Genomic DNA, 24,853 nt, shown 5'->3' on the forward strand with positions numbered 1-24,853 from the left:
AACCCCTGTGTCAGGCCGCCAGCCGGTCCCGCAGCGCGCGGGCGGCGGCAAGAACGCCCGCCTCATTGAGCCTGCTTCCTTCGGGTTCGCCACTGTTGAGACGCACCATCTCGCGGAACGCATCACGCGCGCCGATCATCATGGACGCCCGACGTCGGGCGGATCCGGCCGCCACATCGGAGAGTTCTTCCAGTTCGGTCAGGCGACCGAGAAGCGCCGCATCAATGGGCGGACGCGGCCGGGGCGGCACGGCAAAGCCGTCGCGCTCCTTCTGCGCCCACGCATAAAGCGAATTGAGGAAGGAGGTATCGGCCTGCCGGCGCACCCCGAACGGATCTCCGGCCGTGCCGGCGAACTCGGCGGCGCATTCCCCTGCCTCGGCAATGATCCGGCCGATGTCGGTTTTGTTGTCGTTGGCGAGATCCGCCACGAACCGCGTGAGGCTGTCGGCCATCGGTGCCTGGGTCTCCTGGGCTAAGAAACTTCCGTCTTCGATTGCCTCCAACACTTTCCAGGTCTCAGCGTCCGGTGCGGCACTGTGACCTTTCTTGTCCACGGGGAGCATGACGGGCTGGACGCGGCGCACCGCGCCTTTGCGGCCATTGACCTTGGCGAAAAACGTCTTGGAGTGAGTGAGGCGGCCGCCCCACATGGTGATGGCCTCGCCTTCGAGAAGCGTCTGCAGATCGCTCCACGGCAGGCGCGACACTTCACGGATCTCGGCGCTCTGACCGGCGTAGAGGTTGCCGACCTCGCTGCGCTCAAGATGTGTGACCTGTGAGACTTCCACCTTGTCGGCCTGCTGTTCCAGCCATTCACGGGTTTTCATCGCGTCCTGCAGACGCATGGCGTGCGTGAGGTTGGCATTGCCGAGCAGGGTGAAGGCTTTCTCGCCAATGCGCGCGGTCAGACCGGGAAGATCCTGAAACGAGAACCAGAACATGCAGTTCAGGCCGCGTCCCATGGCCGCCATGCGATCCATGCCGTCGGTGACGAAGGCTGCAAGCTCGTCGAAGAAGAGATGGAACGGCGCATCGCCCGATCCGGCCTTCAGCTTGAAGATTTCGTCGCCATCGCCGTGGAGCTTGGCGCCAAGCAGCTGCGCCATGACACCACGCTGGGAGGCGACCACGATCTTGCCGAGACCTGCGAGACTGTCCGAGGAGTTCTCAAGAGAGGGCAGGATGGTCACGAGAATGCGGCGGTTGAGCACCACATCGCGCATGATGATGTCGGCGTTCTCGACGTTGAAAATATGACCGAGCGAGACCCCAAGCTGCGTGAAGACTTTGGAGAAGTACATTTTGGCGTAGCCGTGCTGTTCGGACGGCTTGTTTTCTTTCTGGGCGTTCCATTCGAGCGTGGAATCATAGCCGGGCAGTTCGCCGAGATACGCCTGCAGCGGCCAGAGAATATCGGCCGGGATCTCGGGGACGCTGCGCTCGAAGGGATGATCGGACTCCGGATTGCGGATGAGAAAGACCTTGTGGCGCGCGAGCGTGCCGATCCAGCGCAGTCCCATCGCGTAGCGGATGCTGTCCACGTTGATCGACACGCCATGCGTGTCGCGCATCCAGACCAGTGCGGGAATGATCGTGCCCGCCAGTCCCACGGCGCGGTCGCGAAAGACGCCGTTGGAATCATTGGGCATCGCTTCGCCGAGCTGGCTGACCAGCATTTCGCGGATGGCGTCGGCGTTGCCACTGCTAAACGGATTGAAGGTGTTGGAATCTTTTGCCCCGCTGGCGACAAGGAAGTTGAGCACCAGCACCTGATCGTCGAGACCGAAACGCCGCGCGAGAGCCAGCACATCGCCGTAAACGGTGTTGTCGCCCTTGGCGTCGATGAGGATAAAACCCGAGCCGTGCGCGAGAGGGTTGGCCGCCAGCGAGACGATGGCGGTGGTTTTACCCGCACCGGTCGTGCCCGGGATGGCAGCGTGCTGGCGCGCCGCATCCGACGTCATCCAGATCTGACGGCGCGTGCGGGCCTCTGTGCCGAGATAGACGATCCCGTCCGCCTTCTGCGGCTTGCGGTCCTTGGGCGAGAGATTGTTGCGGTCGGTCTCGCCGGTGTAGCGCGGCAGATGCAGCGGCAGGCTTTCGGGGCGCATCAGTACCCACATCGCGACCACGGGCGCAAGAACCAGCGCCGGTCCGGTGAGCGCTGGAATCAGCCACGCGCAAAATGCGAGAATGAGCATGTACCATCCGGCCAGAGGCGAACGCACGTCGTCCGCCCAGCGTGTCCACCAGGGCCGTGAGTCCCGGTAGATCCTCTCGCGGCTGATCTGCTGGTTGGCGACCGGCCCTGCAATGCGACGGGCGACCATCTCAGTTCTCCAGTCCGAAGGCGTTGGCGGGCGCGGGCGGGGCAGAGGCCCTCGGCAGGCCGGGCGGCGGCTCAACATGGACGGGTTGCTTCAGGGCCTGAAGCAAGGCCTGCCTGTCGTCGCGCGCGTGCGCGTTGCCGTTCTGGGGCATCGCGCTGTCGGGACCATCGCCGGAAATAGGTGGAAGACGCGCAAAGTGCAGCGGCGGTTCCGGCTCCGCAACAGGTGCGGTCACGCGCAGGACGACGAGAACCGCGAGCATTCCGACGCCAGCCAAAGTGGCGGGACGTCCCCACGCACGCCATTTCGGACGTTTTTCTTTCGGCTGCCCTTCTGACACATCCGCGACAGGCGCAGCGTCCCGGGCGGACGGAAGATGAAGATGGACGGGCGCGTTGTCGCCGGTGTCCTCGATGTCGAGGGTGACAGGCGCGCATGTTCCGGTCCGGATCACGATACGGGTCATGGGAGGGTCTTTCAGGCTGCGGGTCGGATGGTGGCGAGGGCGCGCTCGAGCGCGGGCAGATAGAGGGGCCGACGCAGGCGGCGCTCCTCTTCCCAATGGGCACGGGCGCCGGCCGCTTCGATGCGGGGATTGGGATGGACATCCTCACGCGGGTTTTCGCTGGGGAAGCCCAGGGAATGCAGCGCGTACCAGAGCGGCCGGTCGATGAGTTTGACGATGGCAAAAGCGGGTGGCGCGAGGACGCCGGCGGCAAGACGGGCGTCACATAACAGCGTCATCAGCGCCGTTGTGGTCCAGCCGTGCGGCTCGCAGCTTGTGGCGATCGCCTCGGCGATCTCGGGCATGGCCAGCACTGCGTCAGCCTGACGCAGGACGGTCTTCGGGGCGGACAGGGGGCGTGCGGGGCCGTATTCGCTGGCGGTGTCCACATCGGCCAGCGCGTCGGAGAGATTGCCGAGCAGTTCCATCGCTTCCTTGCGCCGCTGCAGACGATGCAGCGCAAAGGCGGCAAAGAGGATCCGGGCGATGGGCGGCGCGTCCTGTGCGCGCCCGCTGAAAGGCACGCCGATCTGTCGGGTAAAGGCTTCGGTCGCGCCGACCTCATTGAAGCTGCCATCCTCGTTGCGGGCGTAGCGCGACGCCCATTCCTCGGCTGTCAGCGCGGGATCGGCCGGACGCGGATCGCCGCGCTCGCCCGGGGACACCAGGGCTGTCAGGCGACGTTTGGCAAAGCCGCGCAGCGTTGGAAACATGCGCGCCTGCACCTCGATAAAGGATTCCAGATCGAGCACCCGGCGCAGTTCACGATTTTCGCCGCGCAGGATGCACACCAGGGCGCAGAGCAGTGTCAGACAGATCGCCGGCCAGCGGATCGCCACACCGACGATGGAGATCCCGTAGTAAAGCTGGATCAGCCGGATCGTGGAGGGATGGATGCAGGCATGGCGTAACTGACCGGCCAGCTCATTCAGGGCCGGGCTGGGGCTCAGATGGCCGATCTGCCACAGCAGCGAGCGCATCACGAACAGCGAGATCTGTGTGTGCCAGGTTGACCATGTGATCCAGCATAAAAGAGCGGTCACGACGACGAACATGGCCGCGAGAACCGGGCCACTGTCGAAAAAGCTATCCATGCCGGACGAACGGGAACGGGCGGCGCTCATGAGCCTTTCTCCAGACTGGCGGTTCGCATCAGGTCATGGGTCACGCTCCAGACGCGCTGGAGGTAGGCGCGTCCAAAGCGTGGCGTGTGGGAGTGGTAGTAAGCGACGGCCTGCCAGAGATCCCCATGGGTCTCGCGCAGCGCATCGGTGAGGATGTGGCTTCCGGCTTCGATGTTGGCGCACGGGTTGTCGCGCAGGGCGCGCCAGGCGCGTGCGGGCGTGGTGTGCCAGCGCCGCGCGATCTCCGGCACGTGGGAACTGTTCACCTGCATCGGCCCCAGATCGAAGGTGCCGTTGTCGTTGCGCACGGTGCTGCCGAGGCGACCGCCCTCGACGTAGAGGAGAATGAGCAGCACGCTGCGCGGCACGCGCTCATGCCGGCTGGCCGCTGTCAGACAGGCGACCGTTTCCCGGCCGGTTTCCTCGGGTTCCTGCGCACGTGCGACTTGGCTCATCAGGGCGAGCCCTGCGAGGGCGATCGGAAGAAGACGCTTCATGCGGCCTCCTCGCGCACCGCGCGCTCGCCAGAGACCTGAATCAGCCGCAGGCCGTAATCCCAGACGGTCGGCAGTTCGTTGAGCGAGAGATCATCCCGCTCGAGGCCCAGCCTCCTGAGTACTTCGAGCAGGCAGAGCAGCACGACCACAAGGGAGTCCGGTCGCACGGCGGTCAGCACCACGCCGGTTGCCGCCTGTTCGGACGGTTTGAGGGTGAGCCCGAAGCCCGTGCCCGTCAGGCTGTGCCAGAGGCTCTCGGCGGCCACCATGAAGGCGGGCAGGAAGCCATCCGGCGCGCAGGCCGCGCGTATGGCCGCAGGCGCCATCGGCTGGCCGTTGAGAAACACCGGGCGGCCCTGGCGCTCGATGAGCGCCTGGAGCAGTTTGCCGACGCGCTCGGGTGGGAGAGAAAGCGATGATGCGCTCATCCGTAGCGTCTCCGTTTCCATGTGGGGCGGGCGGTCCGCAGGCGGCCGCACAGGAAGCGGCGCATGCACCGCCACGCGGTGATGGGCGTGAGCCCGAAGAACGAGATCGTGCCGAAGAACAGCGTGCCGACGACGCCAATGATGAGGGTGGTCCAGCTCCAGTAGCTGATGGAGATCAGCATCGGCAGGCAGGCGCTGCCGTCGAGGAAAAGGATGCGAACGGGCAGACCCGTGGCGCGCCACATCAGGCGTCCCGCTTTTCGGCGAGAAGGGCTGTTTCCTCGGTGATGAGGCCCTGTTCGAGACGCAGCCGGATCGCGGTCGCGAAGCTCTGCCCGTCATGGTCCACGGCCTGACGGATCAGGTCGGGCCACGTGTCGGCGTCCTGTGTCAGCAGCTTTCGGCGCAGGGCGCGATCGAAGGTGACGAACTCGCGAATGGCGACACGGCCGCCACCTTTGCGCGGCAGAAGACGCTGGTTCATGACAAAGCGCAGCGACTGCGCCAGAGCGCTGACGAGGTTGTCGCGCTCCGCACGCGGACACAGCGAGATGGCGCGCTGGATCATCAGTGGGGCGTCGTCGGCGTGAACGGTGGTCATCAGTTTGCCGCCGGTGATGGCGCAGTTGATGGCCGCGTCCATGGTGTCGCCGTCGCGACACTCGCCCACGATCAGATCCGTCATTTCCCGGCGCATGCAGCCGCGCACAAAGGACGCAAACGTCATGTTGGGCGGGCGGATTTCGGTCTGGCTTATCCGTGAGCCGTGCGCAGGCTTGAGGTAGTCGAGCAGGAACTCGATCGGCTCCTCGCCGGTCGCCATGTCGCAGCTGTAGCGGGGATCGAGCAGCTTGGCGGACGCCAGTCCGAACTGCAGCGTCGATTTGCCAGAACCGGTCGATCCGCCCACGAAAACCATGCCGCTGGGCAGATCGTTGGTGGCGCGGATCTCGTCTTCGACCAGCTGGTCGTCGAGGCTTGGAGGCTTTGAGGGGATCGGCCGCATCACGATCTGCGTGCCCTGCCCCTGCAGAGTCATGATCGGGCAGATATTGAGCCGGAAGCGTAGGCTGTCTGCTCGTGTGAGTGCTACGCTGTAGGCGGTGTCGATCTGTTTGTTGACCTGAATATTGGCCGGACCGTCATTGCCATAGACATGCCGCACGATCTCATCGACGTCCTGCGGTTTCATCGGGGAGCCGGTCACATAGCGCCCGACGCCGTGAACCTTGATGGTAATACGGTGACCGGTCTTGATGTCGATGCGTGACGCCCCCTGCTGGTGTGCCCAATTCAGGAGATCGTCGAGACCGGGCGCGACCTTGCGGACTTCGGCAACCCATGGGTAGCCGCTTCGACCCTCTTGAGGCCAGCCGTCAATAAAGGGGATGACGTTGGGCTTGCGGGACGCGCTCATCGGCAATCCTCCGGATATCCATAGCTTTTGCGGATTTTTCCCTGCAGGCCGGGCTGGCCGGTGATGCGGATCACGCGGTCGTCGAGGTGGAGCATGTCGCCCCCGCCCACGGCGGCACGGTTCTCGAACACCACACGGGGTTCTTCGACGCGACCGGCGTGGAGCAACACGCGGTAGCGGGCCATGCCCTTGTAGTCGCTCTCAAGTCGGGCGACGTCGGAGAGGAAGATCTCCACCGCCTGCTTTTCTCCGTCCGCCCAGCCCTCTGCGACCCATGAGTTCCAGTAACGGACTTCCTTTTTGGTCAGCGGAAGCGCTGCGGCGGCCGGATGGCGCGGGTGCGCCCATGAGCGGACGAGATAGGTGCGCCAGTTGGGCGGCGCTGACGTGAGCTGCGCCTCGCGGGTGATCTCGAACACACACCGGGTTTCACGCGCGACCTGACCGCTGTCGGAGAGGGCCATCGCCATCTGTGCCTGTGTCACGATGGGCGGCTGCATCAGGGTCTGGCCGCCGCCCACGGGCAGCACCAGAGGGCGGAAATCAAACGTGCTGTCGAGGATCGGCTCGTAGCGCTGGAGCATCTGATTGATGGCGAATGACCGTGCCGCAAGACCGCCCTGTGCGCCGTAGATATGGGCGGCTTCTTGTAACTGCTCCCTACGTCCGTTCTTGAGACCGTCACCTTTTTCGTCGTTGGGGCGCGTGTCCTGCAGGGCCTCCAGAGAAGGGGGTGCCTCGCCGCCCGTCAGGCGCTGCAGATCATAGGAGCCCGTGACCGGCGTATTGGTGGGGTTGGCCAGCGCCGGATCGTTGGCCATGACCTCATTGGCCGAGGGCATTGGCGGCACGGGCTCGGGAATGAGTGTGCCGTTTGGGGCAGGAGGCGGCGTTGGGCTTTCGAAGGGAAGCGCGTAGCCGATCTTGTTCTGTGCGAGTGCGGGCGTGGCCAGCATGGTGCCAAGCGCCAGCACCGCGAAACGGCGAAGACGATCAGCCATTGTAGGTCACCGTGATGCTGTGGGTGAACGGATCGACGGCGACGGTGGCTTTGGTGCCGGCCTGATCGCCCAGAGTGCGCAGATGGTCGAGAACCGGAGCCGTGGCGTTGATGTCCACGGGCACGTCCTCGCGCTCGCCGCGCGTGGCCACGGTATAGCCGATCGAGCGTGCGAGCTTTTTGACGCCCGGCAGAAGCGGGCCTTTCCAGACGAACCAGACGTCGCGGCGCAATTCCTCGGGAACCTGCGCGTTATCGGCCGTTGTTGTCGGGACAGGGACCGTCGGGCGCAGCGCGCCGAACTCGGCCATGTCGTGATTGGTGCTCTGGATCGCCCGTTGCAGCGCAAGCTCGGTGTTGGGCATGCCGGTTGTCTCGACCGGACCGGGATGGCCCGGTGTCGAACACGCGGCAAGACACAGCAGCAGGGCGGGCGGGAAAAGATGGTGTCGGTTCATGATGCCCTCCTCGGATTGAGGGCATCATCGGATCATCGCGTGCGACTTAACGCGGGAGACCAATTTTTTCTTTCGAGGACCGGTTAAAAGTCTGCCCGGGAATATTCGCGCGGGATACTTATCGACATATTCGGGCGGTAACGAAGGAGAGGAATACCGATCTGCTTAAAGACAGCATTCACGCAGATGTCGCGTCGTCGTCGATCCGGTCGATCATGCGTTTTGTCGTCAAGTTCAATGGCGAATGCCGCTTCCCCTGTTTCTTCCGACACGACCACGAAGTCGATGCTCTTGCGCTGCACTTGTGTCGCGGCCTGAAAGTACGTTTTGCGATCAGGGGCGGACACTTGAACAAGATCCGCAAGACGGACCTGTGGGCAGACATGATAACCGGTACGCAGCTGCCGTTTGATGATCTGAAGGCTCCGTCGCTCCCATTCCGTGAGCAACCGATCTCGCGAAAGACAGTCAATGGGATCCGACGGGTCTTTACGAGCGGGTTTCGAGGCGTGCAGCATAAACACGCCCACTCCGCCGAGTGCCAGTAGGCCACTCAGAATTATGTTGTCCATATCAATATCCGAACAGCCCGGATGGCCTTTATTGGAGACAAAGCGAACGGGGCGGTATCGTCCCACCCCGTTCGGTTGTAAATGGGCCGACGCGTTCAGGCGGCTTCCTGCGTGACCTCATCGAACTCGGCCAGCCTGCGGAACAGCCCCGCCGCGATACCCTTGCCTTCGACAATCTCTTCGACCAGCTCGTTGAGAACGCCCGCGACAACCACATCGTCCTGACCGGCCGAGGCGCGCATGGCTTCGGCCTTGCGTCGCGTGATCTCCTTTTCGGCGCTCCCCCCTGGAAACACACAGGCGAGGCATCGCAGGGCGCGTGTCGAGTGCATGCGGGCAAAGAGGCGGCTGCGCAGGGCGGTGTCGCCCGGTGTGCTGGAGAACGCCCACAACTCGACTGGCCCGAGCATGTTGACCAGAAGCTGCTCGTATTTCTGGCCGGCCGCCTTCATCACGACAAAGAACGGCGCACCGTTGCGGCCCGGCCCGGGCAGACGATGACGCACGACGTAAGCACTGGCCTCGGTGAGCTGGAAGGTCTCGATCACATTCTGCGCTTCCTTCTCGTCACCGCATTTGAGGATCCAGTAGCCGGTCGCCTGTCCCACGAGATCGGCGCTAAAATCGGTGGCGCGCTGTGAGATGAAGGCAATCTGCACGTTGTGCTTGCGTCCTTCGCGCACGTCCTCGATCGCCTGCTTATTGACCTGCGGCGCATCGTGGGTGCGGTGCCATTCTTCAAAGTCGATGCGTTTGACGGTCTCTTTCATCTCCTTGAAGCGGGCGCGGTGATATTCCCGCACGCTATCCTTCATGATCGGGAGATCGGCGTATTCCTCGTGCAGGAAGAAATTTCGGGCGATCAGATGACGGCCGAGCATATACATCAGCGCGGTCTGCCGGTTCGCGGCTGGCGACCCCTTGGGCGCGACCCGCGCGAGATCGAGCACGATCACGCGCGCGTCCCCAAGATCCAGCTCAGTGGGGCGCGAGAGCGTCGAATAGACGTTGATCGCGTTCATGATGAAGCGCTCGAAGGTCTCGATCACGGTCTCGCCGGACGGTGACTTGATCCTTGAGTAGCGGTTTTCAATCTGCTCGGTATGCACGGCGTCCAAAAGATCCTGCAGCACGGGCACCGCGTAACGCTGGGCGATACCCGCGAGGCGGTATTCGCCAAGGGCGATGAACGCATCGACCACATCCCGCCACCAGGTCGGATCGGCTTCGTCCGCGTCGTGCCGCGGCGGGTGGTGGTGCGGGAGGACAATCCCGAAGTGCTCAATGGCGTCATCGACCATCGGGCACTGTCCGACTTCATAGATCTTCGGTTTACAACCCGCGATCTCCGCACGGGCATTGCGATACACCTCATCGACGACATCTTCGATGAGGTGGTCCATTCCCTCGTAAACCTGGCCATCGAGACGGGCGACAAGCAGGGAGAGAAAGTTGCAGATGAACGTTCGTTCCAGCGGGAGCGGTTCATCAAGCCCCACCTGCAGGTCGAAGATGTTGACGGCGTAACCGGGACCGTCCTGCATCTCCACGAAGACGGCCTCGTGGGCGCGCTCCGGCCCGAGAGCGTTGCGGACCATCTCGATAAAGCCTTTGGAGGCAGGACCGATATCGAGCTTGGCGAGAAATGGCAGCTTGACGCCATAGTTTCCCATGGCGGCGGAACTGAGCAGCAGACCGAGAAGAATGGTGTTTCCGAGCACGGTCTTGCCGCTTCCGGGCGGTGCGACCAACACGTCGCAGACGTGTTCTCGCAGGCCGCCACCCGTCGGATCGAACGGCCAGATGCCGCCGTCGGGTTTCCGAAAAACGATAGAGCCTGTGGTGAAGGGCGACGCCGCGCGCATCCACGGCAGCATCTGGATGGCGTCACCGAGCAGGGGGAGCGACGGGTTGGCAGTCGAGCCGAGTGAGAGCAGCGGGACGGACCCCATGGCGGCCTCGAGAGGGTCGCCGGGGACACGTGACGTCTTGCAGTTGCCCCAGCTTTCGATGGCCTGGGACAGATGGGAGGCGCGGCGACGCAGGAGCTTTTCCTCACCGACCGGCGCCCATGTCGCGGTCGCCATCCGCATCCGCACGGACTGATGGTTTTCGCGCTGACGCTTGAAACGCAGCATCTCAAAGGCGCGCTGGATGTCGGAATTACCGGGAAACATCGAGAGAAGTTGCGCGCCCATCTCCTTGAACGCGAAGGACGTGCGACCGCCTCCCTCAAGAATCATCGAACTGCGCCAGGGGATACGCTTGCGGCCGAGCACGCTCTGCAGTTCGGAGAACGGGCGCGGATCCTCGGGGCCGATCATCATATCGACGGGCGCGTAGGTATAATCGCCAACCGTGACCATCTGCCCGCCCACAGTCTCCGCATCGGCGTGGAAGATCTGGTCACGAAAGGAGGGCCAGAGGAGATCGGTCTGTGCGACCGATCCATCACCGTCAGAGACTTTGGCCATCACGCGGTCGCCCACAAGGGTAGGTTTCCATCGGCTCCCGGCCGTCTCCCGGTACAGGGCTTCACGGGCGAGCGTCAGGGCGTCACGGGCAGAGAGCAGGGTCGAGGCGATGCCGAGTGCGGAGAGACTTCCATGGACGCGCGAGACGAAAGAGTCGTGGCGGCTGGCCATGATGTCCGAACGCAGCGTGAAGCGCTGACCGTCACTGTTGCGGATCTTCGGCCAGTTTTTGGCCTGTTCCTTGCGCTCGGCCGCGACCTGTTTTTTCTCTTCGCGGGTGAGGACCGCGGGGCGCGTCCACAGGATGTAGCAGGCATCCTCCCAGCGCATCACCTCGGGCCAGCGCCGCCTGCGCTCGGCGATGATGTCGTGAAAATCCGCGTGCAGATGGGACGCGATCGCCTCGCATCCATCGAGACAGATCTGATTGAGCGCCACGTCCGCCCGTTCGGGATCGGAGATATACCAGCCCTCCATCGCGTGCCCTTTGGCGTCGAGCAGGCCCTGAAGTTCAATCCGCTGTTGTTCGGAGAGTTCCTCGACGTCCTGACGCGAGCACATCCGACGCAGGCCGTCGATGCGCAGGACCGAGACGTATTCCCCGCGATTGGTGATGAGACGGTCGGCATGATCCTCGTCGGTGTGAGTGGTTTCCACATCGCAGAAGGCGGGAAGCGGCTGGCGCAGGAACATGCTGATGCCGGCCAGAAAATCGGTCACGAGACCGGCCATGGAAAACTCCTTAATTGCTGGAAGGCAAACCGTGAGCGCGCGCGAGATACTGCGGATAGACGTCGTGTCCGTTCGAGAAGAGACGTCCCTCGGGAAGCAGTAAAAGGTGGCTGCGGAGCCGACAGAGGTTGTCGCGGGCGGCGCGATCGTCAGGATCGCAGAGAAGCATAGCGGTCGTGATGTGGCGCAGGGACGCGGTGCCCAGACGACGGCTCGCCTCTTCGCGTCGCTGGCGCAGGAACCGCAAGAAAACAAGAGGACCATGGGTCGGTGCGGGCAGCGACGTCGCCAGTGAAGGTTCGGTCAGTGACGCCAGAGCCTGTGACCAGGCGGCGGCCGCGCCCTGTGCTTCGCCCGCAAGGGCGTGCCAGAGACGGCGATGCGCCTGACCCACGAGGTGCAGGAGCCTTGCCTGCGTTAAAGACGGCCAGCCTGCCGGCCACCAGATGGCAGTCGCCTCAAGGTCAAGCGAGGCCCGTGAGGTTTCATGCAGAAGAGCGCAGACCGGACAGACCACAAGGTCCGTACGATCTGCGCTCCATTGCGAGCCTGTGCCCGGTGCGGCGAGGCCGCAGCAGGCGCAGGTGTAGGTGCCCGGCTTCGACCAGTCGGACGCTGGTCGCTCTCCCTGTAGCGGGGAAGGGGCGAGGCGAAAGACGGATCGAAGCGCGGTCATGGGTTTACTGGAACTGATAGGACTTGGCGGTCGTGCCGATCTCGGCGTTCCCGTTGGTCGCTGTGTTTGAGGACTTGTTGATCCAGCTCGGACCCGACGCCGAGATACCCATGATCGCAAAGCAAATGACGCCACCCGCAATCAAACCCGGACGGCGCGTGTCTTCCTTGGAGTTCTTGTAGAAGCAGAAGATACCCGCGATCAGGAAGATCAGCGCCATGCCGTAGAGGGCAGCCGATGAGCCGAAGCCTGCGGCGTCCAGACCTTCCTGGGCCATGTTCTGGATCTGGGCGCCCATACCCGACGAGGAACCCGTCGCGGCATGCGCGGCGGACGCGAACGCCATCGGCAGAAGCGTGAGACCGAGCATCGCATATTTCAGCGGACCGAGGCCGCTTGCGGCAGGCGTCGGCTGCGCAGCAATGGCGAGGGCCGTCCCCGAAACGGCGGACGTGTTGTCTTCACGTGTGTGCATAAGAAAATGTCTCCATATCGAGGGCCAATCCCTCTGACCAACATCCTCGCGGCGTTGCGTGCGACTTAACGCGACCGCGAGATTTTTTTTTCGAGACGGGTTCAGGGCCAGTAACTCAGCAGCCAGTTCGCTTCTTGGACGGGATTCATCAGGATGACTCCAAACACGTATTGAATGGCGCAGCTGAGAAACCCGCGCTGCGCGCGCCCCTTGACGACAGCGATCCATGCGACGACCGCGAAGAAGCATGAGAACGCACCAAATACTTGAAAAAACGCGGCAAAATCGGTCACGATCACGAGAATCGCGTCCTTCGGACCGGTGCCTGAGAGCAGGTCTCCCGACGTACTGTCGTAGGATGTGGCCTGATCGCTCAGCGTAGCCCTGATGTCGCTTCCTGCGGAAACGAGGCTTTTGCTGAGCACGACGTTGAACGAAATAAACACCCCGGTCATGACCAGAAGCACCCACGGTACCCATGGGCGTGTGCGATTGGGGTTTAGATCCGGGGTCGCGTATCGGTAAAACCCCCATAGCGCCCCGATGAAACACGACATGGCCGCGAAATAGCAGAAGGTCGGCAGAAGCCAGCTTCCTGCCTGCGCCAGATCGTTTGTGAGGTTGACGAGCCCTTCCATGCCGACCTCAGTAAACGTCGCCGTGGGCAGTATGGATCACCCAGACCGTGCCTTTCTGGCTGATGGAAAGGATACGGCCGAGACCGCGCAGATCCGTGCCCGGTCCGGCTTCGACACGCACGACTTCGCCATCGGGTGCTGCGGTGTCTTCAAGCATCGCAAGCTGGGGAGACGCTGCCACGATGCGGTAGCGCGGGGTCCAGGTCGGACGCGCGGAGACAGGCGCGCCTGCGGCCTCACGGGGCGCGTCGTCCGTGCTCTCGGGGTCGTGTCGCGCGGACGCGACGGCGCTGCGCGCACGATCCACGTCATCGTGACGGGTCTCGCCAGCCTCGCTTCGTGGGGCGCGTGCGTCGCGCACGGCCGCGCCCGCTTCAAGGAGAGAGACCCTGCGGGTCAGATCGTGGTCGGTGTCGTGGGTCGCCTTTTCCTCAATGTCGAGGCGTGCGCGAAGCTGTGCGAGTTCCTCACGCTGCTGTTCGACCAGATGCGCTACTTCGGTGACGAGCCCGAGCACCTGTGTCTGTTGTGCATCGCTCATCGGTGCAGCCTGCAGACTGGCGGCGATATGGACCGGATCGAGCGCCGGTGCCGCTGGTGGCGGGGCGGGCACGGTCTGCGCAGTGGGGCCGGCAGGCGGGGCGACCACGGGGGCGGGCTTTGGCGCAGGCTCGGGCTTTTTCAGCGCCAGCATGGCGCTGAGATCATCGGCCGGCGCTTGCGCGTTGGCGCTTTGCGCCGGAGTGGAGAGCCCCGGCTCCTGGGGCGCGTCGGTCGGGGCAGGCGGAGACGCAGCTGCGGGCGATGATGGATTGTGCTCATCCGCTGTTGCGGCCGGTTTGGCTGGGGCGTCCTGCGGGGCGGGCGACGCATGGGGCGCGGCCGTAGGCACTGGCGGCGGAGCATCGGCGTAACCGACTTCCTGGCCGCCCCGAGCCGGCGCAGACGAATGCGTCAGATGCGAAACCCCAGAGACGAGACCGAGGGTCACAACAATCCCGGCACACCCCGCGAGGATCTGATTACGCCGTGAAAGGCTTTTGAAACGAGTGGGAAGTTCAAGAACACCCGTTTTGAGACCTTCAATGAAGGACGGAGCGTGGGTCTCGGCAACCGTCGTCGCGTCGTCGGGCGCGTTGATCTCGTCTTCGGCATGTTGCGGGTGGTCCGCATCCTCTTCGCCTTCTGTCGCCTCCAGCGTTTCGGACGGCGTGATATCGCCACGAGGCTCGGGATCAGACGAGGGAGGGGCTGGCAACGGATGGAGGCGTCTGACAACGCCCCGGCCGTCTTCGTTTTCGGGTGGAAGAGATGCGAGGGTCTGGCTCATGGAAGCGATCCTTCGGGTGGGTGATGACCGAAGGATCGCGCGCTGTCATGCGACTGAGTGTAAAATCGTCACTGCTTGTCGGTGACATTATCCTCGAACATCACCCCGACGCTGACATTCGCGGCGAGATTGATGCGTGACTGCGTGGGCATGTCCTGTGTGACGGAGTTCTGCACGGCAGCGGCCGCCGTTCCGGCTGCAACACCCATCTGTTGGCCGAGGTTCAGACGCTGGACGTAGTTGAGATTGCCAAGCGCGCTGTAGCTGCCTTCCGTGTTGGACGTCTGTTCAATGGCCTGACCGAGGCCGTTCACGAAAGCTGCCGCCGCAGGCAGGATGAATCGCTGAAATACCAGCGGATCGACACTGGTGGCCACGCCGCCTTTCATGTCTCCGGGTGCGACCACGAACCCATTGGCATTGAGTGTCTTGCCCTTGTGCATGATCTTGTTGACGCGCACGACGAGAAGCTGTTCGTGTCCGCTCGCCCGGCTCACAGTTCCGACCAGCCGATCACCGGCAATCGGGCCACTGTCGGCTTCGAGAATGATCTCGCCTGCGAGATCACTGTCTGTCGCCGTGACTGTATGCGCGTAAACGCCTCGCCCTGCGGGGATGATGACATGAGCTTCGTCACGCGCCCCGCGAGGCACTGCCGATGAACTGTCCTGGTGGGCTGTCTGACCCGCATCTTTCTTTTCGCTATCCCCTTTATCGGCGACGACCACGCCCAGATCCTGAACGACGGTAACAGGTGGCGTGCCCACAATCTGCGCGCCGAGTTCCATTATGGCCCGCTGATAACGCCCCCTGCGCGCGGTGGCCTCCTTTTCCTCCTGTTCGGTCATGGGCTGTCCGGTCGCCGCTGACACCGGAGCAGCATAAGCGGGATCGGTCTGGATCGTTGCGGGCGGCGGCTGCGCTACAATGTGCGGGCCGACAGGGGCTGGTGCAGGGATTGGCTGGCTGTAGCCAACTTCCTGCGGCACCGGGGGCGGTGTAGCGGCAACCGCCTTCTCGGGATCGGGATGGACCACTTTGCCGGGCGCAATATCAGGCCCCCAGGAGCGCCCTTCGTGCTCGGCCTGCGCGGCCTTTTTCTCGTTGTCTTCCTTGCGCATTTTCTCCTGCAGCGGCGTGTCGTGAGTGCCGCCCGGCAACGCACTGATATTGGCGGCGCGGCCGGGCTCCGATTTGATCTCCACCCGGTGCGGACGCAGGCCGATCCACACCACGATGCCCACGACGGAGAGCAGCACAAAAGCCATTCCGAAAATGCGCCGGTTGCCGCCTGCGCTCGCGTGCGAGAACAGATTTTTCATGTTGGGAAGGCGCAGTTTCATTGGTTCATATCCTTCAGCGCGGCTGAGACCGTGCGGCCGGACGCAGAGAGCAGGATGTAGGGGGTCTGACGAAAAGCGTAGAGCGTGTAGCCATCTTCGCCGTTTTCGGAACTATCCCACGCGGGCGTCATCAGTTTCAGTCGGGTGCGCAGATACATCTCCGATCCAATCCGCCAGCCTCTGGCTTCATCGGGCGAGAGCCCCTCGATCGACTGTGGAACAGCCGATGCGGGCGGGATGCCGGAAAGCATGGCGTTCATAAACGGCTGCGCGGTGCCTGGCGCATTCTCCTGCGTGTTGAGATCGGCTTTGGCGTTGGGTCCATCCTCACTGACCCTAATGGTGAGGTTGTCGTCATAGGTGCCGCGTCCTGCCACGAGCAGGAACGAGATCGGCTTGGGAGCGTCCTTGAGTGTCACCAGAAGGCCGCCACGGGGCACAAGGGAGAGAGGCTCGATGTTGAGCGTATTGGAGCCTTTCGCGGGAACGCAGGTGTAAAAGCCCATCGTCTGCACAGCCGGAGATCCACCGCCACCTTTGGTGTCGGAGCAGTTCATGCCACCGTCGGGATTGGCCGAACGCCCGTTAGTGTTCCAGGCGATCGGCCACGGCGCGCCCGTGCGGTCCACAAATGAAATCGCAGTCGGGTAGCCCTTGGTGGTGAAAATCAGGCTGGTCTGCTGGCCCGGCGCGAAAGAGACGCGGATCGCAGGGCGGTTGTTGGGCGTTGCCACTTCGGTCGCCGCCTGCTCCTTGGCCCGCTCGGCCGCCTTGATGCGGTGACCCAGCTCAAGAATCATCTTGGGGCTCAGTGGAATGGCGTCATCGGCAGCTGCTTCGCGATCTTGATCGTCCTGCGAGGGCTGATCGGAAGGGGCGGGGGCAGGCTGGGCGTAAGCCGCGCCTGTGGTGACGCCGAGCGCAATGCCTGCCGCCACGAGAAGGGATGTTCGCATGGCGGTCCTCACATCGGGCGTGCGACGAATTGGGAAATCGCCAATCCATCGGGGTGATCGGGATCATCGACACGCGTGACCGTAACGGTGGCCAATAAGGTCTGAGTATTCTCCTGATTGACGTTTTCGCAGGTCTGCACGAACGGAATCTGCACGACGTAGCGTCGCTGACCGTTCACGATGGTTTCGTCTTTAATCGTCGGCGCGCGCGTGGGCTGTGCGTAACACAGCAGCTTGGCTTCCTTTAGTTTCGCGAGGTTCCCCTGCTTGACGAACTCCTGGGCAAAGGACTGCCAGCCTTCGATCGTATAATGACTGCCGGCGACATTAAGCTGTGTCGCGTAGTCACGATAGTTGATGTTGTAGGGTGCTAGAGACCATTTCAGCACCCATGACAGGAAATCGCGCTGCCCGAGAACGGGGGTGTCGAGCGCAATGGCCGGGCGGGGCGACCCCACGCCATCGACAAAGAAGTAGCGTGGGGCGGGGCGAGTGGCCCAGGCATGCAGAAGCAGGCCAATGGCGAGAACATTGACCCCGCCCTGGACGAGATTCAACCACAGGCTTCGTTCGACCACCTTGCCCTGAAAGTCAGGATCGCTCAGGCGGCGAGTGAGTGAGTCGGAAGGCCGTCCCATGTCAGACGGCTCCGATTGGCGGGTATGCGAGAAGAAAAAACATCGGTCAGCCTCGGGTTACGTGATGCTGCCCGAGACTGATCGATGCGCGTGCGACTGTACGCGCTGACCGTGTTTTTTTATCCGCTGGTCCGAGGCCCGAAAGGTTGTGAGCTAGACATCAGGGTTTCAATCTGTGCCGTCACTTCGGGAACCCCGGTCATGATCCCCGCAATCTGGCCCAGTGTCTGGATGTAATGGACGATGAGACCCTGGGCAAAACGTCCTGATGGACTGGCCTTTGTCGGCGCCACACAATCAATCGGCGCGCTAAGGCACGATCCGATCCGGGCAAGAGTGCCCATCAAAGGATCTCTCAGGCCACGCGAGAGAAGGGCGAGAGTGGGAATTTTCATCCCGATCCGGTCATGAAGATCGGTAAACTCGGTGCCGCGCAACATCGCGCATGTCGTGAGGTAGCGTCCCAGCTCAATCATCTCCGGCCTGCGCCTGAGATCGGCCCTCTCGGTATGGTGGAGCATATTGTGGCGCTTGCGGAAGGCTTCGATCCCATCATGGCATTTCAGAAGGCCGGCAGCCAGGGGGGCGAGCGTGTCCACGAGTCGCGCAACATCACTTCCCCATTTCGTGTTCCCGACGTCTGGAAATGGACTGGTGAAATAGATGCCTGTCGGCGAGATTTCGGCGAATGTCAGCCCTAGCCCGTCCATAAACTGTCGATATTTTCCGTAATGAAAGGGGCGGCCTTCCTCCATGCGGATCAGATCGGGAATCTCAAGTCCTGTTAACGATGAAATACGTCCCCACGGCATATCCTGCCCGGTCCGCAGTTGCTTTAATCGGTCGGAAAAAACGGCATAGAACCGTTCCCCAGCCTCCTTTTCGGCCTGCATTTTTCTCTTTCGCTCGGATACGTCTCTTCGCTCTCGACATGCGATGCCTTCGTATCCCGACGACCGGATGACCGAAACTGCTACAAAACAGCCGGATGATCGACCGATGGTCTGCAGACAGGGACTTCGAATAATACGGCGAACGGCGACAATAGAAACGTGTGGCGCTTAAACTGCGCTACGCATGACTCGGGACTGTTGGTGACGGCGACTGATACGACGTCCGTTACGGCGGGTCGTCCAGAAGAAGAAACCCGCCTTTCCAAGGCATTCCCGCTGAATATAATCAAGTTCGGCGATCCGCACTGGTGCGAGCGCCGGATCGTAATCGGCACGAAGTTCCTTTTTGCGACGACGTGGCAGATGAAGCCACGAACTACGACTAACAATGGTGCGTTCGCTCAGAAGAAATGCCTCGGCAATGGCGGCTGGGGCCTGATTGGCGAAATGCCGATAGGCAAGTTCGTTCTCCATTTCTTGTGTCCAGGCGCTGACCATCGGCGTTTTCCGCGCGCCGCGTGTGGCCTTGAAGCCGACAACAATCTGGCTGGGAGAATCTTTGACCATCCAGCGTCGGCCACAGCGTTCGTCGGGAGTAAGCTGCGAAGCCTGTTCCCATGTCAGAACCACAGATGGATCGCTCGGAATTGTCCCGGGTATTGCAGGTAACCCCATGCGGCGTCGTTTCCCTGAGACGCTTCGTACTGTACGGCCGAGAACTGTCGCAATGACCCTGATTGGGGTGCCGCTACCCCACGCCTGCGCGAGATAACTCGTATCAGCTTCGCTCCAAGTGGACGAAAGGCGCGGGGGCAGTCCAAGTGCGCCGCGCTTGGATTTAACGCTGCGTACCGTTCGGCCTAGCGAAGATGCGATGTCTTTGATGGCGGTTCCAGCGAGCCACTGGCGTGTCAGACGAGCGAGGTCTCCGAAGGACCAACTGTGATTGCTCTGATGGGTCGGAAGCGTGGAGCGGTTAAGGGAAACACCAGCCTGGCGCACCAACGCATCGAGTTCAAACCGGTTCAATGACAGCGCGGCACAGATATACGCCGCGTTGACGCCTTTTTCAGCCATTCCGGTCGCCAAGGTCCGCCAGTGGTCGGGGCGTAAGGCGTCTAAGGAAAGGTTATGTCTTTCAGAAGGAACATCGAGACTCAATAGGCTCGGGAAGACACCTGCGGGAAAGGCGTATGTTCCCGAGACAGCATGGACAGTGTGCATGAAGGTTCCCCCTGAAGCGCTTATGGCGTTTCCCGGAAACTACATGCACGTTATAGGAGATGCAACGATAATATGACGATCTTATGGGGTTTGCGTATTTTCTAAATGAGCTCCTGCACATCTCCTATGTCACGTTCAAGGCTACTAAGCGCCTCCTGCTTATCCATGATTAGCGATAGATTAGATGCTATGATGTATGGTTTCAGCTCCGCAGGGTGTTCTGGCGCGAGGGGGATTAGGATGGACGGATGCACCCGCAGGGCAGCACTGATTCCGATCAACACGTCCATTCCGGGATTACGAAAGCCTCTTTCAATCATCTGGAGTGTCCCCCTCTTCACTTCGGTGACGGCCTCGAGTTGAGGATACGTGGTGTAACCACGAATCTCCTTTATCATTCGAAACCGCTCTCCTAGTGCGACGTGAATTGCTGATCGTCGAACATCAGGAATCCGGGGCTCAACAGCGGCTTCATACTTTGTGCGAAATGTTTCCATTGCTGCCAGGGCGACCGGGAGCTGACGCTGCAAGTCCGCTAGCGACGCAATAAGATGCTTAACGCCATCGAAGTATTGTTTTGTTGGAGGTGGTGGCAACGGGTCGATCGGGAAGGGAATAACAGGAAGAATATCGGTGATATCTATTTGAAGCTTCGTAGTTAACCGGTGATAGGTCTCAAATGACGTGTTTTGTTCATTTTCAATTTTCGATATTACACTGGGTTGAATATCGGTAAGCATCGCCATTTTTAGAACAGTTAAGTCTCGTGTTGCGCGTATTTGCCGTAATTTCTCCGCGAATCTGTCAATGAAGACGGATGAATAGTCATTCTTTGCCTGCATCTCGGGTTTCTCACTCGTTCACAGCTATCGGTTCAATTCTCAGCAGGCGCTGATTACGCGTGCATGATGCACGTGTCCCCGCTTGATAGACGAGACCGGTGCGCGAGGGAAACGACAACACATAACGGCAGATCAGTCGCACGATCATGCGTCACGATGGGTAAACGTCCGATGAGGAGTCCCCATGTTTGCGTTTGTTCTTGTGCCGTATTTACACGGTATGCCTCCCGCCCTGTCGCAGACGGCGACTGAGCCGCCAGCCGTCTCACTCCCCGTGTCCGCACCTGTCACATCCGAGCCGCTTGCAGCCCCTAAGATACCCATGCGCCCTGCGGTTCCATTGGCCCGCGGCTTTGGTCGCGACGTCCCCCTCGCCTTTGCGGCACGGCAGATCGTGCCGGCGAGAATAAGCGTGGGGTTCGGTCGGGGCGTGGATCCGGAACGACACGTGAACTGGCAGGGAGGCCGCCCTTGGCCAACGGTTCTGTCTGATGTCGCGAAGGCAACCGACAGCACCGTTCGTTTCACATCAGGGCGCGTGGATTTTCTCTCAAACAAATCCCGTTAGTCGCACGCCGATGCGCTGGAATGGTCCTGCCCATTTCAGGAGGTCGTCATGAATGAGCCCGTCGAGGCCCCAACACCCCCAAACATCTCTCTTGCACTGACCGGTGTGACGGACGCCCTGTGTGCCCAAAACGGACACACTTCAGATCCGTCAGGCGATCCCACGGTGCTGAACCATACCCGGTCACTGCTTGTGGAGCTTCCTAGTGCGGAACGCAGAACCTTCGTTGAGGAGGCCATTGGCAAGGGAGGCACGAGCGCCAGCCTGATGCAATGCGCGATTGAAGCGGACGCCGGTCTACGCCGCTGGGCGGCCGACATGGAGAGGGTTGCTCTTAACGACGCGATTTTTGCGCCGTCCCGGCTCGATCTCGTGCGCGATGTGCTGGTCGCGGAGAAAAGGGGGGCATCCGAATGAAGAGGCTGGCGCTACTGGTGGCTGCCGTTGTGGCCTTCGGGCCGCTGACGGGTCATGCCCAGACAAGTTCGGCGACGACCACCGCTACCACAACCCAGGGAAGCGCGAACTGCGCAGTTCTGACCCAAGCTGCTGCGACCGCTATGGACGGGCGGATCAACGCGAATAACTCTTACGAAACGCAACCGGAATCTGTTGGTAGCTTGAGCTGCTTGAACAGCATATTCAACGCAAGCGGCTTAAATTTGATTTCAAGTATGCTGAGTCCGAAAGACACCATCGGCTCAGTTCTGTCCGATTTAGAAAATCAAATATGTAGCGCCACACAGTCTGCGTGGAACAAGACAGTCGGAAGCGTGCAGCAGTGTGGGTTGAGTCTGAACGGAGTTAACCTCGGGCTTGGACTGGATACCGGTGGGGGGGCGATGTGCCCATCTCTCACATTCGGTGGAGACGGTCCTCAATTAGGTTCGATTGGCGTCGGCACCGGCTCGACTAATTATTACAACAACGGCGTCCCTCAGCTTCCTACCGGATATTCGGACGCGAACCCGTCAGGCGGGCTCTTCTAATGAAAACACCAATTTTCAAGCCCCTTGTCTGCATGATTGTTGGTGCCAGTCTGGTAGCACTACTTCCACAGAAGGCTGAAGCTTTCATTGGCGAGGCAGCCGTAGTGGCAGCGGTCCAAGCCCTACAAAAATTCACGGGCACCGCCATTGGTAACATGACAAAAAATCTAACGAAGACACTGGATGACAACCTCACCGACATGACGAATTCCGGTTCGCTGGCTAATATTTTAAGTAGAGGTATCAATCAGCTTTCAAATTACGATAAGGCGGGCATCGCGGCCAGCGAACGTATTGCCGACGCCTCGAATACGGCCATGGCGGAGTTTCTGCGACGCCAGCAGGACACCGAGATCCGCGACCAGCACATGATGAACCCTGAGTTCTGCACGACGCTCGACGCGCAGCAGGGGATCATCGCGGCCTCCAAAGCCGCACGCACGTCCACCGAGGCTATCGCCATTGTTTCCGACAATCGGGGAGAGGCGGGGCCGGGGTCGCCGTCCTACTACGGTAAGGCTCAGGGTGTGGGCGCAAGTATGGCGCTCCATGCGCGGCGCTATTGTTCCGAGGATGACGTAAGCGCCGGTCTCTGTTCCAGTCTGTCCCGGCTGCCCAACGCCGATCAACGGGCACGGTCTCTGTTCGGTCAGGACACCCTCTCGGCCGACGGTGCCGTGGATGCGGCCAACGATTACGCGACCACCGTGATCCAGCCGGTAGCCCCGGCAGCGCTGCGTGGCGAGCAGCTGACCACCACCGAGGGACGCGAAGCCGCCCTGCGTCGTCGCGCCTACAACGGCCGTATGTCGCTGGCGCGATACGTCCTGAACTTTGTCACCTCACTTGAGATCCCGTCCGTGCCTCTGACCGACGCGCAGAAAACTGAGATGACGGCGGAAGGGATCACGGTCGCCGATAAGGGGTCGTGGCTACAGGCCATGTCCCTTGAGGCGAACCGCCGTGTCTCGGGCGTGCAATGGAACGCTCAGATCCAGACCATGCCGCCCACCAGTGTGCTGCGTGAGCTTGCGATCGAGCAGGCGCAGGCGAACTACCTCGCGCTTCAGAATTACCGGCTCCAGCTGTTCCAGACCACGCTGCAGGCCACAACCGTTGCCCAGCGTGAAGAGCAGACCTTCGGCCAGAAACTTACCCCCCTCCCATCTCCCGCAATTACGTCAGGAAACTGATATGTCCGAGACCCAGACGGCCACGATCCCCGACATCAAGGAGGTCTTCCAGCACCTCGACCGCGTGCGCCCCGAGCTTGAGAAACATGCGCCGCAGCTGGTGCAGACCATCGACACACTGGCGCGCAAATCCAGCGATCCCGAGGAGCGGGGCAGCGAGCAGTTCCGCACCCGTGTCGGCCAGGCCCTGCAGGATGCCGAACGTGTCCTCGGCCCGGTTCTTCCCAAGGATCATGCCCTGCGTCCGGAGATGGACATGCGCGGCGTGACCATGCCCGGCCTCGAGGTGCCCGAGGTCGCGCACCTTCTCAGTCAGACGCCAGATATTGCTTCACAGCCGATGGTGGACCGGATCCGTGGGCTTGCGCATGACACGGCGAGCATGGGCCGCGATCAGCGCGATAATCCTGAAATCGAGCACGCGGTTGGGCTTGTAACGCGCGATCTCGCGCAATCGCCCCGGCTTTCGCAGGGTGCCGTCGCCCACGAGCCCAGAAGCGCGACCGCGCCTGAGCCGGTCGAGCCGCATTCTGAAGCTGGATCTGAACACCCCAGCGCACCGCACGAGCCGCCAGCACCAACCGAGCCACACGAGACAGCGCCCCCGCACGATCCCGATCACGATACGAAGCTTCATGCGTCACCCGGTGGTGGGAGCGTTTCTCATGCACCCGGTGACGAACAGGTCGCGGTGCCTCCAACCGACGCTCCGACCTCGCGCGCAACCTCGGAGCAGCCTTCCTCGCAGGAGAAAGCGACAACGCCCGAAGCCAAAGCGGATACGGCAGCGAGCAAGAACACCTCTGCGAACAACAGGGACAACGCAAAGACACCCGAAGCGGACGAGCTGGACAAGAAGGAGCAGCCAACCGTTGTTGTTCGCGGTCCGGGCGTCTTTGGCCGCATCCTCGACGCGATCCGACCGAGCACAATTACGCCCGAGCAGAAAGTCATGACACCCGCCTGGGTGCAGAAGGTCAATAAACAGACCGCACACCATGTCGCTCGCGAGGACAACGAAACCGTCGCTCGCGCGGAGCATTGGGGTGCGCGAGCGACACGCGCCCTCGATGCCTTGCAGCAGGCACCGGCCTCGACGGTGATGGCGGAGATATCAAGCGCGGCACAAAACGATCCTGGCGGAATGGATGCCGTGTTGGGCGGCATGAAGCCGGGCGGACGCTATGAGGCTCTTCATGGAAAGTTTCGTGAGCAGCAGGCCAACAATCAGGCATTTGCAGCGCAGCTCAAGGAAGCCGGCGACGCCGTGGCCGCGTATGGAGACCATCGCGCCAAGGTTGAAGACGTGGGCGCCCGGCGAGGAACCGGTGCCGAACTGAGCCAGAAGTTCCAGGGTCTTGACGCGGAAGTGGGCGAGAAAGCCGGGAAGGTGCCGGGAAAGGAGCCTGGAAAAAGCATGTTGGACGCCATGGGCGAGAAGATTCGTGAAGTCGTCAAGAAAGCCGTGACGCTCGCCGCGAACCTCATTCGGCCGTCACCGTCCGCTTCCGCCAGCCCGAGCCCGTGAGATCCACATGATGTATCCTTC

Annotated in this window: 25 protein-coding genes; 4 read left to right on the top strand and 21 right to left on the bottom strand. The window is 61.9% G+C overall.

The genetic code is table 11. The features are described from left to right. Positions 1-10: 10 nt before the first annotated feature. The 21 genes from B3759_RS13450 to B3759_RS13550 all read right to left on the bottom strand — a co-directional run bounded on the left by B3759_RS13450 (position 11) and on the right by B3759_RS13550 (position 20,554). Positions 11-2,332: a type IV secretory system conjugative DNA transfer family protein gene (locus B3759_RS13450; RefSeq protein WP_291366564.1), complete on the bottom strand. Its 2,322-nt coding sequence runs from the start codon at positions 2,330-2,332 to the stop codon at positions 11-13. 1 nt (position 2,333) lies between these two features. Continuing rightward, on the bottom strand, positions 2,334-2,798 hold the full coding sequence (locus tag B3759_RS13455; protein WP_291366566.1) for a hypothetical protein: 465 nt from the start codon (positions 2,796-2,798) through the stop codon (positions 2,334-2,336). A gap of 11 nt (positions 2,799-2,809) precedes the next feature. Beyond that, a complete protein-coding gene (locus B3759_RS13460) occupies positions 2,810-3,961 on the bottom strand; it encodes a hypothetical protein (protein ID WP_291366568.1) in 1,152 nt (383 codons plus the stop codon). Further along, positions 3,958-4,458: a lytic transglycosylase domain-containing protein gene (locus B3759_RS13465; RefSeq protein WP_291366570.1), complete on the bottom strand. Its 501-nt coding sequence runs from the start codon at positions 4,456-4,458 to the stop codon at positions 3,958-3,960. The genes B3759_RS13460 and B3759_RS13465 overlap by 4 nt, the downstream gene beginning before the upstream one ends. Beyond that, positions 4,455-4,886: a hypothetical protein gene (locus B3759_RS13470; RefSeq protein WP_291366572.1), complete on the bottom strand. Its 432-nt coding sequence runs from the start codon at positions 4,884-4,886 to the stop codon at positions 4,455-4,457. Before B3759_RS13470 ends, B3759_RS13465 begins: the two co-directional genes overlap by 4 nt. Beyond that, positions 4,883-5,131 carry an IcmT/TraK family protein gene (icmT, locus tag B3759_RS13475; RefSeq protein WP_291366574.1) on the bottom strand — a complete coding sequence of 83 codons (249 nt, stop codon included), beginning with the start codon at positions 5,129-5,131 and terminating at the stop codon, positions 4,883-4,885. The genes B3759_RS13470 and icmT overlap by 4 nt, the downstream gene beginning before the upstream one ends. Continuing rightward, positions 5,131-6,303 carry a type IV pilus twitching motility protein PilT gene (locus B3759_RS13480; protein WP_291366576.1) on the bottom strand — a complete coding sequence of 391 codons (1,173 nt, stop codon included), beginning with the start codon at positions 6,301-6,303 and terminating at the stop codon, positions 5,131-5,133. The genes icmT and B3759_RS13480 overlap by 1 nt, the downstream gene beginning before the upstream one ends. Continuing rightward, complete coding sequence (locus tag B3759_RS13485) at positions 6,300-7,304, bottom strand: type IV secretory system conjugative DNA transfer family protein (protein ID WP_291366578.1); 1,005 nt, start codon at positions 7,302-7,304, stop codon at positions 6,300-6,302. The genes B3759_RS13480 and B3759_RS13485 overlap by 4 nt, the downstream gene beginning before the upstream one ends. Beyond that, positions 7,297-7,761: a DotD/TraH family lipoprotein gene (locus B3759_RS13490; protein ID WP_291366580.1), complete on the bottom strand. Its 465-nt coding sequence runs from the start codon at positions 7,759-7,761 to the stop codon at positions 7,297-7,299. The genes B3759_RS13485 and B3759_RS13490 overlap by 8 nt, the downstream gene beginning before the upstream one ends. A gap of 83 nt (positions 7,762-7,844) precedes the next feature. After that, the gene (locus B3759_RS13495; RefSeq protein ID WP_291366582.1) at positions 7,845-8,333 is read right to left on the bottom strand and encodes a DUF2726 domain-containing protein; all 489 of its coding nucleotides are present in this window, start codon (positions 8,331-8,333) and stop codon (positions 7,845-7,847) included. Positions 8,334-8,428: 95 nt separating this feature from the next. Next, positions 8,429-11,539, bottom strand: a complete 3,111-nt coding sequence (locus B3759_RS13500; protein WP_291366584.1) for an ATP-binding protein — start codon at positions 11,537-11,539, stop codon at positions 8,429-8,431. A gap of 10 nt (positions 11,540-11,549) precedes the next feature. Then, on the bottom strand, positions 11,550-12,215 hold the full coding sequence (locus B3759_RS13505; protein WP_291366586.1) for a hypothetical protein: 666 nt from the start codon (positions 12,213-12,215) through the stop codon (positions 11,550-11,552). Positions 12,216-12,219: 4 nt separating this feature from the next. Then, the gene (locus B3759_RS13510; protein WP_166317409.1) at positions 12,220-12,690 is read right to left on the bottom strand and encodes a hypothetical protein; all 471 of its coding nucleotides are present in this window, start codon (positions 12,688-12,690) and stop codon (positions 12,220-12,222) included. A gap of 101 nt (positions 12,691-12,791) precedes the next feature. Continuing rightward, entirely contained in the window at positions 12,792-13,328 is a 537-nt protein-coding gene (locus B3759_RS13515; protein WP_291366590.1) for a hypothetical protein, read from the bottom strand. 7 nt (positions 13,329-13,335) lie between these two features. Continuing rightward, positions 13,336-14,658, bottom strand: a complete 1,323-nt coding sequence (locus tag B3759_RS13520; RefSeq protein ID WP_291366592.1) for a hypothetical protein — start codon at positions 14,656-14,658, stop codon at positions 13,336-13,338. Between the two features lie 68 nt (positions 14,659-14,726). Then, positions 14,727-16,001, bottom strand: coding sequence for a DotG/IcmE/VirB10 family protein (locus B3759_RS13525; RefSeq protein ID WP_291366594.1), 1,275 nt, complete (start codon positions 15,999-16,001; stop codon positions 14,727-14,729). Further along, positions 15,998-16,957, bottom strand: a complete 960-nt coding sequence (locus B3759_RS13530) for a DotH/IcmK family type IV secretion protein (RefSeq protein WP_291366596.1) — start codon at positions 16,955-16,957, stop codon at positions 15,998-16,000. Before B3759_RS13530 ends, B3759_RS13525 begins: the two co-directional genes overlap by 4 nt. Positions 16,958-16,965: 8 nt before the next feature. After that, complete coding sequence (locus tag B3759_RS13535; protein WP_291366598.1) at positions 16,966-17,595, bottom strand: DotI/IcmL/TraM family protein; 630 nt, start codon at positions 17,593-17,595, stop codon at positions 16,966-16,968. Between the two features lie 119 nt (positions 17,596-17,714). Then, the gene (locus B3759_RS13540; protein ID WP_291366600.1) at positions 17,715-18,488 is read right to left on the bottom strand and encodes a hypothetical protein; all 774 of its coding nucleotides are present in this window, start codon (positions 18,486-18,488) and stop codon (positions 17,715-17,717) included. Positions 18,489-18,656: 168 nt separating this feature from the next. Then, a complete protein-coding gene (locus B3759_RS13545; protein ID WP_291366602.1) occupies positions 18,657-19,565 on the bottom strand; it encodes a hypothetical protein in 909 nt (302 codons plus the stop codon). Between the two features lie 248 nt (positions 19,566-19,813). Further along, positions 19,814-20,554 carry a helix-turn-helix domain-containing protein gene (locus B3759_RS13550; RefSeq protein WP_291366604.1) on the bottom strand — a complete coding sequence of 247 codons (741 nt, stop codon included), beginning with the start codon at positions 20,552-20,554 and terminating at the stop codon, positions 19,814-19,816. A 184-nt stretch (positions 20,555-20,738) separates the two neighbouring features. Here B3759_RS13550 and B3759_RS13555 point away from each other — a divergent pair, with 184 nt between their 5' ends. The 4 genes from B3759_RS13555 to B3759_RS13570 all read left to right on the top strand — a co-directional run bounded on the left by B3759_RS13555 (position 20,739) and on the right by B3759_RS13570 (position 24,832). After that, positions 20,739-21,122 carry a hypothetical protein gene (locus B3759_RS13555; protein WP_291366606.1) on the top strand — a complete coding sequence of 128 codons (384 nt, stop codon included), beginning with the start codon at positions 20,739-20,741 and terminating at the stop codon, positions 21,120-21,122. Positions 21,123-21,170: 48 nt separating this feature from the next. Further along, on the top strand, positions 21,171-21,539 hold the full coding sequence (locus tag B3759_RS13560) for a hypothetical protein (RefSeq protein WP_291366608.1): 369 nt from the start codon (positions 21,171-21,173) through the stop codon (positions 21,537-21,539). Between the two features lie 571 nt (positions 21,540-22,110). Continuing rightward, complete coding sequence (locus B3759_RS13565) at positions 22,111-23,304, top strand: hypothetical protein (protein WP_291366610.1); 1,194 nt, start codon at positions 22,111-22,113, stop codon at positions 23,302-23,304. Between the two features lies 1 nt (position 23,305). Next, the gene (locus tag B3759_RS13570) at positions 23,306-24,832 is read left to right on the top strand and encodes a hypothetical protein (protein WP_291366612.1); all 1,527 of its coding nucleotides are present in this window, start codon (positions 23,306-23,308) and stop codon (positions 24,830-24,832) included. Positions 24,833-24,853: the final 21 nt, after the last annotated feature.

It is taken from the genome of Acetobacter sp. UBA5411 (genome assembly GCF_002409645.1).
Taxonomy (GTDB): Bacteria; Pseudomonadota; Alphaproteobacteria; order Acetobacterales; family Acetobacteraceae; genus Acetobacter.